This is a genomic window from Nocardioides sp. CFH 31398, assembly GCF_022436705.1.
Lineage (GTDB): Bacteria > Actinomycetota > Actinomycetes > Propionibacteriales > Nocardioidaceae > Nocardioides.
In genome coordinates, this window is record NZ_JAKUHT010000037.1 from 1 (window position 1) to 13,817 (window position 13,817).

General features: G+C 70.5%; 18 protein-coding genes. All 18 read right to left on the reverse strand.

All coding sequences use genetic code 11. The annotated features are described in order from the left end of the window. Positions 1–222: 222 nt before the first annotated feature. Positions 223–924 carry a 50S ribosomal protein L17 gene (gene rplQ, locus MJ876_RS20365; RefSeq protein ID WP_240239206.1) on the reverse strand — a complete coding sequence of 234 codons (702 nt, stop codon included), beginning with the start codon at positions 922–924 and terminating at the stop codon, positions 223–225. Positions 925–1,011: 87 nt separating this feature from the next. Then, a complete protein-coding gene (locus tag MJ876_RS20370) occupies positions 1,012–2,031 on the reverse strand; it encodes a DNA-directed RNA polymerase subunit alpha (protein ID WP_240239207.1) in 1,020 nt (339 codons plus the stop codon). Between the two features lie 130 nt (positions 2,032–2,161). Beyond that, on the reverse strand, positions 2,162–2,770 hold the full coding sequence (gene rpsD / locus MJ876_RS20375; RefSeq protein ID WP_240239208.1) for a 30S ribosomal protein S4: 609 nt from the start codon (positions 2,768–2,770) through the stop codon (positions 2,162–2,164). A gap of 38 nt (positions 2,771–2,808) precedes the next feature. Beyond that, complete coding sequence (gene rpsK, locus MJ876_RS20380) at positions 2,809–3,216, reverse strand: 30S ribosomal protein S11 (RefSeq protein WP_240239209.1); 408 nt, start codon at positions 3,214–3,216, stop codon at positions 2,809–2,811. 79 nt (positions 3,217–3,295) lie between these two features. Next, the gene (rpsM, locus tag MJ876_RS20385; protein ID WP_240239210.1) at positions 3,296–3,670 is read right to left on the reverse strand and encodes a 30S ribosomal protein S13; all 375 of its coding nucleotides are present in this window, start codon (positions 3,668–3,670) and stop codon (positions 3,296–3,298) included. A 203-nt stretch (positions 3,671–3,873) separates the two neighbouring features. Further along, positions 3,874–3,987, reverse strand: coding sequence for a 50S ribosomal protein L36 (gene rpmJ, locus MJ876_RS20390; RefSeq protein WP_240239212.1), 114 nt, complete (start codon positions 3,985–3,987; stop codon positions 3,874–3,876). A 36-nt stretch (positions 3,988–4,023) separates the two neighbouring features. Then, entirely contained in the window at positions 4,024–4,245 is a 222-nt protein-coding gene (gene infA, locus MJ876_RS20395) for a translation initiation factor IF-1 (protein ID WP_240239214.1), read from the reverse strand. A 263-nt stretch (positions 4,246–4,508) separates the two neighbouring features. Next, positions 4,509–5,555, reverse strand: a complete 1,047-nt coding sequence (locus MJ876_RS20400; RefSeq protein WP_240239216.1) for an LLM class flavin-dependent oxidoreductase — start codon at positions 5,553–5,555, stop codon at positions 4,509–4,511. Positions 5,556–5,673: 118 nt separating this feature from the next. After that, on the reverse strand, positions 5,674–8,256 hold the full coding sequence (locus tag MJ876_RS20405) for an FHA domain-containing protein (protein ID WP_240239218.1): 2,583 nt from the start codon (positions 8,254–8,256) through the stop codon (positions 5,674–5,676). Positions 8,257–8,273: 17 nt separating this feature from the next. Continuing rightward, positions 8,274–9,107 (reverse strand): type I methionyl aminopeptidase, encoded by an 834-nt coding sequence (gene map, locus MJ876_RS20410; RefSeq protein WP_240239220.1) that lies wholly within the window; start codon positions 9,105–9,107, stop codon positions 8,274–8,276. A 10-nt stretch (positions 9,108–9,117) separates the two neighbouring features. Further along, a complete protein-coding gene (locus MJ876_RS20415; protein ID WP_240239222.1) occupies positions 9,118–9,690 on the reverse strand; it encodes an adenylate kinase in 573 nt (190 codons plus the stop codon). Next, positions 9,690–10,985 (reverse strand): preprotein translocase subunit SecY, encoded by a 1,296-nt coding sequence (secY, locus tag MJ876_RS20420; RefSeq protein ID WP_240239224.1) that lies wholly within the window; start codon positions 10,983–10,985, stop codon positions 9,690–9,692. The genes MJ876_RS20415 and secY overlap by 1 nt, the downstream gene beginning before the upstream one ends. 129 nt (positions 10,986–11,114) lie before the next feature. Continuing rightward, positions 11,115–11,555: a 50S ribosomal protein L15 gene (rplO, locus tag MJ876_RS20425; RefSeq protein ID WP_240239225.1), complete on the reverse strand. Its 441-nt coding sequence runs from the start codon at positions 11,553–11,555 to the stop codon at positions 11,115–11,117. Position 11,556: 1 nt separating this feature from the next. Continuing rightward, on the reverse strand, positions 11,557–11,760 hold the full coding sequence (rpmD, locus tag MJ876_RS20430; RefSeq protein ID WP_240239226.1) for a 50S ribosomal protein L30: 204 nt from the start codon (positions 11,758–11,760) through the stop codon (positions 11,557–11,559). Continuing rightward, the gene (gene rpsE / locus MJ876_RS20435; protein ID WP_240239227.1) at positions 11,760–12,359 is read right to left on the reverse strand and encodes a 30S ribosomal protein S5; all 600 of its coding nucleotides are present in this window, start codon (positions 12,357–12,359) and stop codon (positions 11,760–11,762) included. The genes rpmD and rpsE overlap by 1 nt, the downstream gene beginning before the upstream one ends. Positions 12,360–12,411: 52 nt before the next feature. Further along, the gene (gene rplR, locus MJ876_RS20440; protein WP_240239228.1) at positions 12,412–12,795 is read right to left on the reverse strand and encodes a 50S ribosomal protein L18; all 384 of its coding nucleotides are present in this window, start codon (positions 12,793–12,795) and stop codon (positions 12,412–12,414) included. A 2-nt stretch (positions 12,796–12,797) separates the two neighbouring features. Continuing rightward, positions 12,798–13,337, reverse strand: coding sequence for a 50S ribosomal protein L6 (gene rplF, locus MJ876_RS20445; protein ID WP_240239229.1), 540 nt, complete (start codon positions 13,335–13,337; stop codon positions 12,798–12,800). 13 nt (positions 13,338–13,350) lie between these two features. Continuing rightward, positions 13,351–13,758 carry a 30S ribosomal protein S8 gene (gene rpsH / locus MJ876_RS20450; protein WP_240239230.1) on the reverse strand — a complete coding sequence of 136 codons (408 nt, stop codon included), beginning with the start codon at positions 13,756–13,758 and terminating at the stop codon, positions 13,351–13,353. Positions 13,759–13,817 lie beyond the last annotated feature (59 nt).

Consider the following 13,817-nt stretch of genomic DNA (forward strand, 5'->3'; position numbering starts at 1 on the left):
AGTCGGCCCGAACACAGCCCTCCAACGCGCCCAGTTGGCGCACCAGTGGGACCTTCCGGGCCGACTCAGCGTCCCTGAGACGTGCGTTCGGGCCGACTCGGCGTCCCTGACGGCGGCGTTCGGGCCGACTCGGCGAAATGACCAGGACGCGCAGACGGTGACCGTCTGCGCGTCCTGGATGGAACGGGTGGTGCTGGTGGAGCGGCTGCTCCGGGGTGAGGCTCAGGCGTTCTTGTCGCCCTCGCCGACGGGGGCGGCGTCCTCGGCCGAGGCCTGCGTCTGCGGGTCCTCGGTGCCGGCGGCCGGCTCGGCCTCGGTCGAGGCCTCCTCGACGACCTCGTCGGTGCCGGTCTCGCCACCGGTGGCGTCCTGCGCGGTGGGGGCGTCGCCGGCCTCCTCCTCGCGGGCCGACTCGTCCACCAGGGTGGGCTCGTCGGTCTCGGCGACGGGCGCCGGGGTGTCCTTCTCGGTGCTCACGGTCTGCTCCTTGCTGGTCGCCCGGGACTCGGACGCCGTGTAGGGCTCGGTGACCAGGGCGATGACCGCCATGGGCGCGTTGTCGCCCTTGCGGGGGCCGATCTTGGTGATCCGGGTGTACCCGCCCGGACGGTCGGCGAAGGACGGCGCGATCTCCGTGAAGAGCTTGTGCTGCGGGTACTTGTTGACCACCAGCACGCCCTCCTCGTCGAACGCACGCTGGTCGACACCGTTGAAGAGCTCACGCAGCACGAGGCGACGGTTGTGCAGGTCGCCCTTCTTGGCCTTGGTGATCAGCTTCTCGGCGAAGGGCCGCAGCACGCGGGCCTTCTTCTCGGTGGTGGTGATGGCGCCGTGCTCGAAGAGCTGGGTGGCCAGGTTGCGCAGGATCAGGCGCTGGTGCGCCGGGCTGCCGCCGAGACGGGGACCCTTGGTGGGCTTGGGCATGCTGCTTCTCTCGCTCTCTCCCCGGCCGTACCAGGTACCGGGGTAGGTGGGCCGCCCGTCACGTCGACGGGCGGCTCGGGGTGGGGATCAGTACTGCTCGTCCTCGACGTACGCGTCGTCGTTGTCGTCGTCGCCGTACGCCGCCAGGGCCGCGGTCGGGTCGAAGCCGGGCGCGCTGTCCTTGAGGGACAGACCCATCTCGACCAGCTTGGCCTTGACCTCGTCGATCGACTTCGCACCGAAGTTGCGGATGTCGAGCAGGTCCTGCTCGGAGCGGCTGATGAGCTCACCCACGGTGTGGATGCCCTCGCGCTTGAGGCAGTTGTAGGAGCGGACGGTCAGCTGGAGGTCCTCGACCGGCAGGGCCAGGTCGGCGGCCAGCTGCTCGTCGACCGGCGAGGGGCCGATGTCGATGCCCTCGGCCTCGACGTTCAGCTCGCGGGCGAGGCCGAAGAGCTCGACCAGCGTCTTGCCGGCGGAGGCGATGGCGTCGCGGGGCCGGATCGACGGCTTGGTCTCGACGTCGATGACGAGGCGGTCGAAGTCGGTGCGCTGCTCGACTCGGGTGGCCTCGACCTTGTAGGTCACCTTCAGCACGGGGCTGTAGATCGAGTCGACCGGCATGCGGCCGATCTCGTTGTCCGCGCCCTTGTTCTGGACGGCGGAGACGTAGCCACGACCGCGCTCGACGACGAGCTCCATCTCCAGCTGGCCCTTGTCGGACAGCGTGGCGATGACCAGGTCGGGGTTGTGCACCTCGACGCCGGCCGGGGGCGCGATGTCGGCGGCGGTGACCTCACCGGCGCCGGACTTGCGCAGGTACATGGTGACCGGCTCGTCGTGCTCGGAGGAGACGACCAGCGACTTGAGGTTCAGGATGACCTCGGTGACGTCCTCCTTGACGCCCTCGATGGTCGAGAACTCGTGGAGGACGTTGTCGATCTTGATGCTGGTGACCGACGCGCCGGGGATCGAGCTGAGCAGCGTACGACGCAGCGAGTTGCCGAGCGTGTAGCCGAAGCCGGGCTCGAGGGGCTCGATGACGAAGCGGGAGCGGAAGTCGTCGACGACGTCCTCGGACAGGGTGGGGCGCTGTGCGATGAGCACTTGATCTTTCCTTTCCGGGCCCACCCGCTATTTGACGGGCCCGAACTGCGTGGCGAGCGGAGGCTGAGGGAGGACGAGGGGCGCCTGCCGGTGCCGGTCCCCCACGAGGGAGGGACCGGCACCCGCCGGGTCACTTCTTGGAGTAGAACTCGACGATCAGCTGCTCCTGCACCGGCACGTCGATCTGCGCGCGCACCGGGAGCTGGTGCACGAGGATCCGCATGCGGTTGGGGAGCGCCTGGAGCCACGCCGGGACGACCCGCTCGCCGTGGGTCTCACGAGCCACGATGAACGGCGTGGTCTCGAGCGACTTCTCCTTGACGTCGATGATGTCGTACTGGCTCACCTGGTACGACGGGATGTCGACCTTCTTGCCGTTCACCAGGAAGTGCCCGTGGGACACGAGCTGGCGGGCGTGGCGGCGGGTCCGGGCGAAGCCCGCCCGGTAGACGACGTTGTCCAGGCGGCACTCCAGCAGCTGGAGCAGGTTGTCACCGGTCTTGCCGGGACGCCGCGAGGCCTCCGCGTAGTAGTTGAAGAACTGCCGCTCCATGATGCCGTACGAGATGCGGGCCTTCTGCTTCTCGCGCAGCTGGAGGAGGTACTCGCTCTCCTTGATGCGGCCGCGGCCGTGCATGCCGGGCGGGTAGGGGCGGCGCTCGAAGGCGGCGTCGCCTCCCACGAGGTCGACGCCGAGACGGCGCGACTTCTTGGTCATGGGGCCGGTGTAACGGGCCATGTCTCAGATGCTCCTCGGTGTGCTGTGGTCGGCGGGGCTCAGACGCGGCGGCGCTTCGGCGGCCGGCATCCGTTGTGGGGCGTGGGGGTGACGTCCTGGATGGTGCCGACCTCGAGGCCGACCGCACCCAGCGACCGGATCGCCGTCTCGCGGCCCGAACCGGGGCCCTTCACGAAGACGTCGATCTTCTTCATCCCGTGCTCCATCGCCCGACGACCCGCCGCCTCGGCGGTCATCTGCGCGGCGAACGGCGTGGACTTGCGCGAGCCCTTGAAGCCGACGGTGCCGGCGGAGGCCCAGGAGATCACTGCACCCGTGGGGTCGGTGATCGTGACGATGGTGTTGTTGAACGTGCTCTTGATGTGGGCCTCGCCCTGCGCGACGTTCTTCTTCTCCTTGCGGCGCACCTTCTTGGCGCCCGCGGTGCTGCGGCTCTTGGGTGGCATACCTGCTCCTGTTAGTCCTGGTGTCCGTGCTCAGGTGCTCGACGTCGCCCCGCGTCGGTGAGGACGGGGACGACGGAGGTCACCTGGCCTTCTTCTTGCCGGCGACGGCGCGCTTGGGGCCCTTGCGGGTGCGCGCGTTGGTCTTGGTGCGCTGACCGCGGACCGGGAGGCCCTGACGGTGGCGGCGACCCTGGTAGCTGCCGATCTCGATCTTGCGGCGGATGTCCGCCTGCACCTCGCGGCGCAGGTCACCCTCGATCTTGAAGTTGGCCTCGATCTCGTCGCGGAGCTTGACGAGCTCGTCGTCACCGAGCTGGTGGACCCGGGTGTCCGGGTTCACGCCGGTGGCCGCGAGGACCTGACGGGAGCGGGTACGGCCGATGCCGTAGATGTAGGTGAGAGCGATCTCCACGCGCTTCTCGCGCGGGAGGTCGACTCCGACGAGGCGTGCCATGTGCTGGCGGTTTCCCTTCGGTTGCCACAGAGGTGTCGTGACGTGTCGCGTCCCGCGTCGCCCGGGAGCTGTCCCGGCACGGGCTCCGGCCTCTGCTCCGGAGGTGTCTCACCCGGCTTGCGCCGGGCCAGCGTTCACGTCGTGATGTGGAGTTGTGGTGCGGCCCCTGCCGGGGCGGGTCCTGCGAGTCGTGCGGTCTGCGATCAGCCCTGGCGCTGCTTGTGCCGGGGGTTGTCGCAGATGATCATGACGCGGCCGTGGCGACGGATCACCTGGCACTTGTCGCAGATCTTCTTGACGCTGGGCTTGACCTTCACGGGTGGAGGTCCTCTCGGATCGGCTGGTCGGTGGAGCTACTTGTAGCGGTAGACGATCCGTCCGCGGGACAGGTCGTACGGCGAGAGCTCCACCACCACGCGGTCCTCGGGGAGGATCCGGATGTAGTGCTGCCGCATCTTGCCGCTGATGTGCGAGAGGACCTTGTGGCCGTTGCTGAGCTCCACGCGGAACATCGCGTTGGGGAGGGCCTCGATGACGGTGCCCTCGATCTCGATCACGCCTTCTTTCTTCGGCATGTCCTCGCTTGTCTCGACTCGACGAATCTGGTCTGGTCTACCGTTGGCCCTCAGAACCTCCCCGCCACCCGGGTTCTCTGTGGGCGACGGACGGACCTCGTGGACGCGCTCGTGGCCACCCTGTTCCCGACGAGGTCGGACAGCCGCTGGGCGTCACGAGACGAGCCCACGTGGGGCCAAGGACCAACACTAGGTCATGGGTGGTCGCGCAGGGTAATCCACGCCCCGCGGCGCACGCGAGGGGGAGGGAGCACCCCGGCCGGTCAGGCCGCGAGCAGGGAGAGCGTCTCCTCGCGGGCCGGCGCCCGGTCGGTCTCGGTGCCGGTCCAGGCCCCCGTGACCGGGTGGACCATCACCTCGTCGACCCCGTACGTCGCCGCGAGCTCGGCCAGCTGCGCCCGCGCGGACGCCGGGTCGCCGATCACCCAGCGACGGGCCATGGCGTCGACCAGGTCGGCGTGGGCGGCGGGCAGCTCGGCCTTCTCGGCCTCCTCGACGAGCAGCTGGGGACCGAGACGGCCACCGGTCCGCAGGGCGAGCATGGCCAGCAGCTGCGGGCGGGCGAGCCGCGCCGCCTCGTCGGCGTCGCGGGCGACGGAGACGTTGACGGTCAGGAAGGTCCGCGGCTCGGCGAGCTCGGGGCTCGGGACGAACTGGGAGCGGTAGAGGTCGAGGGCCTCGGCGGTGCCCTGGCCGGAGAAGTGGTGGGCGAACACGTACGGCATGCCGTTGCGGGCCGCCAGCCGCGCGGAGAAGTCCGAGGAGCCGAGCAGCCACACGTCGGGGGTCGAGGTGGCGGCCGGGGTGGCGCGCAACGCGTGGGTCTGGCCGCCGACGGAGACGCCGACGCCGGCCGGGTCCATCATCGCCCGCACGTTGTCGACGTGCTCGGCGAACCGTTCCGCGGCGTCCTCGCTGACCCCTCCTCCGCCGTACCGCAGGGCGTAGCTGGTCACGGGGTCGGTGCCGGGCGCTCGCCCGAGGCCGAGGTCGATGCGGCCGGGGTACGCCGCCTCGAGCAGGGCGAACTGCTCGGCGACGACGAGGGGCGCGTGGTTCGGCAGCATGACGCCGCCGGAGCCGACGCGGATGCGCTCCGTCGCCGCGGCCAGCATCGCGATGAGCAGCGGCGGGTTGGTCGACGCGATCGCCGACATGTTGTGGTGCTCGGCGAGCCAGTAGCGGCGGTAGCCCGCGGCGTCCGCCACCTGTGCGAGGTGCCGCGACGCCGTGATGGCGTCGGCGCTGGTCTGGTCGGTGCGCACGGGCACCAGGTCGAGCACGGACAGGGCGGGCATGGCGTCGGTCATCGGTGTGTACAACCGTCGACGGCGATCTGGTGTTCCCCGGCCCGGGGACGCGTGGCCGATGTCGGCTCACCGGGTCTCGACCCGCGGTCGCGGCCTCGCAGGCTCGGCCGCGGCAGCCTCACCGGTCCGGGGCGGTGGCGCTGCGGCGGGTGAGCACGAAGGCGATGACGATGGTCGCGGCGCACAGCACCCCGAGCATGAGGATGTTGCCCAGGTACTGGCCCACGGTGTCGGAGTAGAGCGGGTCGGGGGTCTCACCGGGGCGTCTCTCCAGCGGGCCGTGGATGTCGACCGAGGACGCCGCCGCGGAGAAGGCCCACCGCGAGGGCGAGAGCCAGGCGGCCTGCTCGAGGATCGGGCGGTCGTCCACCGCGAACAGCGCCCCCGACAGCACCAGCTGGACCATCACCAGGCCGACGAGGATCGGCATCGTCTGCTCCGAGCTGGTGACCAGCGCGGAGAAGGCGAGGCCCGCGACGGCCATCGTGAACGCCAGCGCGCCGATCGCGAAGGTGATCTCGAGGCGTCCGAGCCCCAGCACTCCCCCGTCGTCGGGACCGGGCAGGCCGACCGTCGCGATGAACGTGACCAGCACGCCCTGGAGGAAGCACGCGGTGCCGAGGACGAGGATCTTCGAGGCCAGGTAGACACCGGGTGAGAGCCCCACGGCGTACTCGCGCTTGAAGATCGCGCGTTCCTTGATCTGCTCGCGGATCGTCACCGCGACGCCCATCAGCGCGGCCGCGACGATCAGGATCGTCAGCCGCTGCTGCACCTCGGCGACGCCGAAGTTGTTCTCCTCCAGCGACATCCCGGCGTCGCCCTGGACGAGACGGCTCAGGCCGCCCAGCACCAGCGGCATCATGACGAGCATCGCCAGCAGCAGCCGGTCCGAGACGGTCAGCGCCAGGTTGCGGCGCACCAGCGTCGTCAGCTGGCGCGACAACGACTGCGGGGGCGGCGGGGTGACCGGGGAGTTCGCCAGCGCCGGCATGCCGCCGGTGTGCATCACGCCGGGCGGCGGCGGGATCCGCTGCCACAGGTCGGGCTCGTCGAGGAGGTCGAAGACCTCCGGGTAGTTGTTGCAGCCGAAGTGCGCGAGCACGCCGGACGGGGGCCCGAAGTAGGCGAGGCGACCGCCCGGTGCGAGCACGATGACGTTGTCGCAGGTGTCGAGGGCGAGGACCGAGTGGGTCACCACGACGACGACACGGCCCTCGTCGGAGAGGTCGCGCAGCTGGAGCATCACGTCGCGGTCGAGGCCCGGGTCGAGCCCGGACGTCGGCTCGTCGAGGAACAGCAGCGGCGGCGCCGTCAGCAGCTCGGTCGCGATCGAGACGCGCTTCTTCTGCCCGCCGGAGAGCTGGGTGCCGATCCGGTTGTCGACCTGGCGCTGCAGCTGCATCCGCCCGACCACCTGGCCGACGCGCTCGTCACGCTCCTCCTTGCCCGTGTCGGGCGGCAGGCGCAGCATCGCGGCGTACGACAGTCCCTGGCGCACGGTGAGCTGCGGGTGCTGGATGTCCTGCTGGGGCACCAGCCCGATCTGGAAGCGCAGCTGCTCGTAGTGCGTGTAGAGGTCGTGGCCCTGCCAGACGACGTTGCCGTGGGAGGCCGGGTTGAGGCCGGTCAGCGCCCCGAGCAGCGTCGACTTGCCGGAGCCCGAGGGCCCGACGACCCCGGTGAGGGTGGCCGGCTCAAGCTGGAACGAGACGTTGTCGAGGAGTCGCTTGCCGCCCTTGACGACCTGGGTGAGGCCCTCGACGCCGAGGGTGAGGTCGCTGCGGCTGGCGCGGGAGACGAGCTGGTAGCCGTCCCAGACGAACGTCTGGTTGCCGATGGCGACCTCGTCGCCGCCGCTCAACGGCACGGGCCCCTGGATCCGGCGCCCGTTGACGTGGGTGCCGTTGAAGCTGCCCAGGTCGCGCAGGACGGGCTGCATCGCGCCGAGCTCGAGCGTGGCGTGCTGGCGCGAGACCAGCGGGTCGTCGAGGAACACGTCGCTCGTGCGGCTGCGCCCGATGGTCAGCGTCGCCATCCCCTGCGGACGGCTGTCCGGCAGGATCGTGCGGCCGTGCTCCATCAGCCCCGGCGGCGCCATGCGGGGCCCGCTGGCCTGTCCCGCACCGGGCCAGCCCTGCTGAGCGGCGGGCGCGGCCGGCGCCGCCCCCTGGCCCCAGCCCTGCTGAGCGGCCGGCGGCTGGGCCCAGCCCTGCTGCGGCGGGCCCTGCGGCGCGAAGCCCTGCGGAGGACCCTGCGGCGGCATCCCGTACGGCGGGGTCGCCGGCGGCGGCTGCTGGAGGCCCTGCTGCTGGGCCGGGGCCGGGCCGGGGTGCGGTCCGGGCTGCTGGACCGTGGCCCGCTCCCCCGCCGCGGCGGGCGTCACCTCGACCAGGGGGCCGTTCCTCCCGCCCAGCCGGAAGGAGGCACCGGCGTCCGGGAGCCGCACGTGGCTGACGCGCTGGCCCCCCATCCAGGTGCCGTTGGTGCTGCCGACGTCGACGAGGAACCAGCCCTCGCCCGACAGGCGGAGCTCCGCGTGGCGCCGGGAGACGTCCTCGTGGGAGACCACGACCTCGCAGCGGGCGTCGCGACCGAAGGTCACCGTCGGCCCGTCGAGCACGGCCGTGCGACCGTCGTGGCTCACCCGGAGCCGGCGGTCACCGCCCGGGACGGGCTGCCCCGGCTGTGCAGCGCTCATGGTCTGACTCCCCTCGGTCAGGCGTCACCGTAGTCGAGAGCGACGGCCTCCACACCCAGACCGGCCAGGGCCTCGCGACCCCCGTCGAGCGACGTCAGCACCCAGGGCCCGGCCTCGGTCAGCGCCACGGTGTGCTCGCTGTGGGCGGCCCGTGAGCCGTCGAGGGTCCGCACCGTCCACTCGTCGGCGTCGACGTCGACCTCGTCGGTGCCGAGCGTCACCATGGGCTCGATCGCCAGCACCATGCCGACCGTCAGGCGGGGTCCACGACCGGCGCGGCCGACGTTGGGGACGTCCGGGGCCTGGTGCAGCGCCGTCCCGATGCCGTGGCCGGTGTAGTCGCGAACGATGCCGTCGTGGCCGGCGGCGCGCAGCGAGGCCTCCACGGCGGCGGACACGTCGCCCACCCGGGCGCCCGGACGGGCGGCGGCGATCCCGGCCCACATCGCGGCCTCGGCGGCGGCGACGAGCGCCCGCTCGGCCGCGGTGACCCGTCCGACGGGCACCGTGATCGCCGCGTCGCCGTGCCAGCCGTCGACCACGGCCCCGCAGTCGACGGAGACCAGGTCGCCCTCGGCCACCACGGTGTCGTCCGGGATGCCGTGGACGACGACGTCGTTGACGGAGGTGCAGATCGTCGCCGGGAACCCCTGGTAGCCCAGGAAGGACGGCGTCGCACCCGCGTCGGAGATCGTCCGCTCGGCCAGGGCGTCGAGCTCGGCCAGCGTCACCCCCGGCACGGTCGCGGCGCGCAGCACCTCGAGCGTGCGCCCGACGACCAGCCCGGCGGACCGCATGGCCCGCACCTGCTCGGGGGTCTTGACCTCGATCCCCCGCCGACGCCAGAGCATCGGGCGAGGGTCAGGGCTTGACGTCGTCGAGCGCGGAGCGCACGCGTGCCGACACGTCGTCCACGGCACCCATGCCGTCGACGGTGACGAGCAGGCCGCGCTCGGCGTACACGTCGATGAGCGGCGCCGTCTGCTCCCGGTAAACGTCCTGCCGGTGACGGATGACGTCCTCGGTGTCGTCGCTGCGGGCGTCCTGCTCGGCCCGCTTGACGAGCCGGGTCACCAGCTCCTCGGCGTCGACGGTGAGGACGACGACCGCGTCGAGCTCGGCACCCGCGTCCTTCAGCATCCCGTCCAGCTCGTCGACCTGGGCGAGCGTCCGCGGGTAGCCGTCGAGCAGGAACCCGTCCTGCGCGTCGTCCTGGGTCAGGCGGTCGCGCACCATCGCGTTGGTGACGCTGTCGGGGACGTAGTCGCCCGCGTCCATGTAGCGCTGCGCCTCCTGGCCGAGCGGGGTCCCCTCCTTCACGTTCGCGCGGAAGATGTCACCGGTCGCGATGGCGGGGATGCCGTAGCGCTCGGCGATGCGCGACGACTGCGTCCCCTTCCCTGCTCCGGGGGGGCCCATGATGATCAGACGCATCAGCGGAGGAATCCTTCGTAGTTCCGTTGCTGCAGGTGGCTCTCGATCTTCTTCACCGTGTCGAGGGCGACGCCGACCATGATCAGGATGGACGTGCCGCCGAACGGGAAGTTCTGGTTGGCGTTGATCATCGCGAGCGCGATCAGCGGGATGAGCGCGATGATTCCCAGGTAGAGAGCCCCCGGCAGCGTGATCCGGGAGAGGACGTAGGAGAGGTAGTCCTGCGTCGGCTTGCCCGCCCGGATCCCGGGGATGAAGCCGCCGTACTTCTTCATGTTGTCCGCCACCTCTTCAGGGTTGAAGGTGATGGACACGTAGAAGTAGGTGAAGAAGACGATCATGGCGAAGTAGACCGCCATGTAGAGCGGGTGGTCACCGGTGACGAAGTACCGGTTGAGCCACGACACCCAGGCCGAGCTGGAGTTCGCGTTGAACTGCACAGCGAGGCCGGGGAGGTAGAGCAGCGACGAGGCGAAGATGACCGGGATGATGCCGGCCTGGTTGACCTTCAGCGGGATGTACGTCGAGCTGCCGCCGAACATCTTGCGGCCCACCATGCGGCGGGCGTACTGCACCGGGATGCGGCGCTGCGCCTGCTCGATGAAGATCACGGCCGCGACGAGCACCAGGCCGATGGCCATGACGATCGAGAAGGTCACCCAGCCCTGCTGCGCCTGGACCTGCCACAGCGCGGACGGGAACGTCGCGACGACCTGCGTGAAGATCAGGATCGACATGCCGTTGCCGACGCCGCGGTCGGTGATGAGCTCGCCGAGCCACATGATGATGGCGGTGCCGGCGGTCATCGTGATCACGATGACGAGGAAGGCGCCCGTGCCGTTGTCGTGCAGGAGGGGCTCGGTGCAGCCCTGGAGCAGCTGACCGGAGCGCGCGAGGGCGACGATGCCGGTGGCCTGGAGGACCGCGAGGGCCAGCGTCAGGTACCGGGTGTACTGCGTGATCTTCGCCTGACCGGACTGGCCCTCCTTCTTGAGGGCCTCCAGCCGTGGGATCACGACCACGAGCAGCTGCAGGATGATGCTCGCCGTGATGTACGGCATGATCCCGAGCGCGAAGATGGTGAGCTGGAACAGCGCGCCACCCGAGAACAGGTTGATGAGGTTGAAGACGCTCGAGTCTTCCTGGATCTGGATGCACGCCTGCACCGACGCCACGTCGACGCCCGGGGCAGGGACCTGGGACCCGAGGCGGAAGATCGCGACGATGAACAGGACGAACAGCAGCTTGCGCCGTAGGTCCGGGGTGCGGAATGCGTTGGCGAACGCGCTGAGCACGAGCTCCTCTTCCTCTGCAGCGGTGCGGCTCCCGCCGACGACCGCGAGAACCGTCGCAGCCTAACAGGACACTCCCCGGCCGCTGGCGGCCGAGGAGTGCCTCGTTCTGTCACGGGAGACCCGGGAAAGTCACACGACGGTCGTCGTGCCCCCGGCGGCCTCGATCTTGCGGGTCGCGGACGCCGAGAACGCGTTGGCGCTCACCCGGACGGACGCGGAGATGGACCCGTCGCCCAGCACCTTGACGGGCTGGTTTCGGCGGACGGCTCCCCGCTCGACCAGGTCGGCCACGGTCACCTCGCCACCGTCGGGGTACAGCTGGCCGAGGCGGTCGAGGTTGACGACCTGGTACTCGGTGCGGAACGGGTTCTTGAAGCCCTTGAGCTTCGGCAGCCGCATGTGCAGGGGCATCTGGCCGCCCTCGAACCCCGCGGGGATCTGATTGCGCGCCTTGCTGCCCTTGGTGCCGCGACCGGCGGTCTTGCCCTTGGAGGCCTCACCGCGGCCGACACGGGTGCGGGCCTTCTTCGAGCCCGGGGCCGGCTTCAGGTGGTGGATCTTGAGCGTCATGTCACGCCCCCTTCTCGACGTCGCCGTCGAGGACCTCGACCTCCACGAGGTGGCGCACGGTGTGCACCATCCCGCGGATCTCGGGGCGGTCCTCCTTGACGACGACGTCGCCGATGCGCTTGAGACCGAGCGAGCGCAGGGTCTCACGCTGGTTCTGCTTGCAGCCGATGGTCGACCGCTTCTGCTGGACCTTGAGCTGTGCCATCAGGGAGTCACCTCCGCGCGCGCCTTCAGCAGGGCGGCAGGAGCGACGTCCTCGACGCGGAGGCCGCGGCGGGCGGCGACCGACTCGGGCGTCTCCAGCATGCGCAGCGCCTCGACGGTCGCGTGCACGATGTTGATCTGGTTGGACGACCCGAGCGACTTGCTCAGGATGTCGTGGATGCCCGCGCACTCCAGGACCGCGCGCACCGGACCACCGGCGATGACGCCGGTACCGGGGGCGGCGGGACGCAGCATGACGACGCCGGCCGCCTTCTCGCCCTGGACGGGGTGCGGGATGGTGCCCTGGCTGCGGGGGACGCGGAAGAAGTTCTTCTTCGCCTCCTCCACACCCTTGGCGATCGCCGCGGGCACCTCCTTGGCCTTGCCGTAGCCGACACCGACCATCCCGTCGCCGTCACCGACGACGACGAGGGCGGTGAAGCTGAAGCGACGGCCGCCCTGGACGACCTTGGCGACACGGTTGATGGCGACGACGCGCTCGACGTAGGCGTTCTTGTCGACCGGCTGGCCGCCACGTCCGTTGTCACGTCCGCCACGGCGCTCACCACCGGCGCGCTGACCGCGCTGGGGTCCGCTCATGGTTCTCCTCTTTCTCTCGCGATCACACCGGGCCTCGTGGGCCCGGGGAAGGTCAGAAGGTCAGGCCGCCCTCGCGGGCTCCGTCGGCGAGGGCAGCGACCCGGCCGTGGTACTTGTTGCCGGCGCGGTCGAAGACCACGCTGGAGACGCCGGCCGCGACCGCGCGCTCGGCGACGAGCTCGCCGACGCGCTTGGCCTTCGCGGTCTTGTCCCCGTCGGTCGAGCGCAGGTCGGTCTCCATCGAGGAGGCGTGGACCAGCGTGCGGCCGGCGAGGTCGTCGACGACCTGCACGGAGATGTGCTTCGAGCTGCGCGTGACCACGAGGCGCGGGCGCTCCGGGGTGCCGGAGATGTGCTTGCGGCCCCGCGCCTGGCGACGCAGACGGGCGCGCACCCGCGGTGCGGTGTGCTTGTGGCGCTTGAGGGAGATCGCCATGGTCACTTACCTGCCTTTCCGACCTTGCGGCGGACGTGCTCGCCGGCGTACCGGACGCCCTTGCCCTTGTAGGGCTCGGGGCGACGGAGGTCGCGGATCTTCGCCGCGGTCTCGCCGACCAGCTGCTTGTCGATGCCCTGGACGCCGAGGCGCGTGGGGTTGTCGACGGTGAACGTGATGCCCTCGGGGGCGTCGAACGTGATCGAGTGGCTGTAGCCGAGCTGGAACTCCAGCTGGGTCGGGCCCTTCGACAGCACGCGGTAGCCGACGCCGTGGATCTCGAGGCGCTTCTCGAAGCCCTCGGTCACACCGTGGACCATGTTGGCGATCAGGGTGCGGGTGAGGCCGTGCATCGAGCGGCTGAGGCGCTCGTCGTCCGGACGCTCGACGTTCAGGACGCCGTCCGACTGCGAGACCGTGATCGGCTCGACGACGTTGTGGCTCAGGGTGCCCTTGGGGCCCTTCACCGTGACGTTCGAGGAGTCGATGGAGACGTCGACGCCAGAGGGCACCGTGATGGGGAGCTTGCCGATTCGCGACATGGGTGACTCCTCCTCACCAGACGTAGGCGAGGACTTCCCCACCCACGCCCTTCTGGTTGGCCTGGCGGTCCGTGAGCAGACCCTGGCTGGTCGAGATGATGGCGATGCCGAGGCCACCGAGGACCTTGGGCAGGCCGGTGTGCTTGGCGTACACCCGGAGGCCGGGCTTGCTGACGCGGCGCACCCCGGCGATCGAGCGCTCGCGGTTGCGGCCGAACTTGAGGCCGATGGTCAGCGTGCGGCCGACCTCGCCCTCCGCGGGCTCGGTCACGCCGAAGGAGGTGATGTACCCCTCCTGCTGGAGGATCTCGGCGACGCCGGCCTTCAGCTTGGAGTAGGGCATCGACACCTCGTCGTGGTACGCCTGGTTGGCGTTGCGCAGACGCGTCAGCATGTCTGCGATCGGGTCGGTCATCGTCATGGGTGGTTCTCTCTCTTCTGCGGTTTCGCGGGCTCGGCCCGCGACCTTCAGCGGTTGTG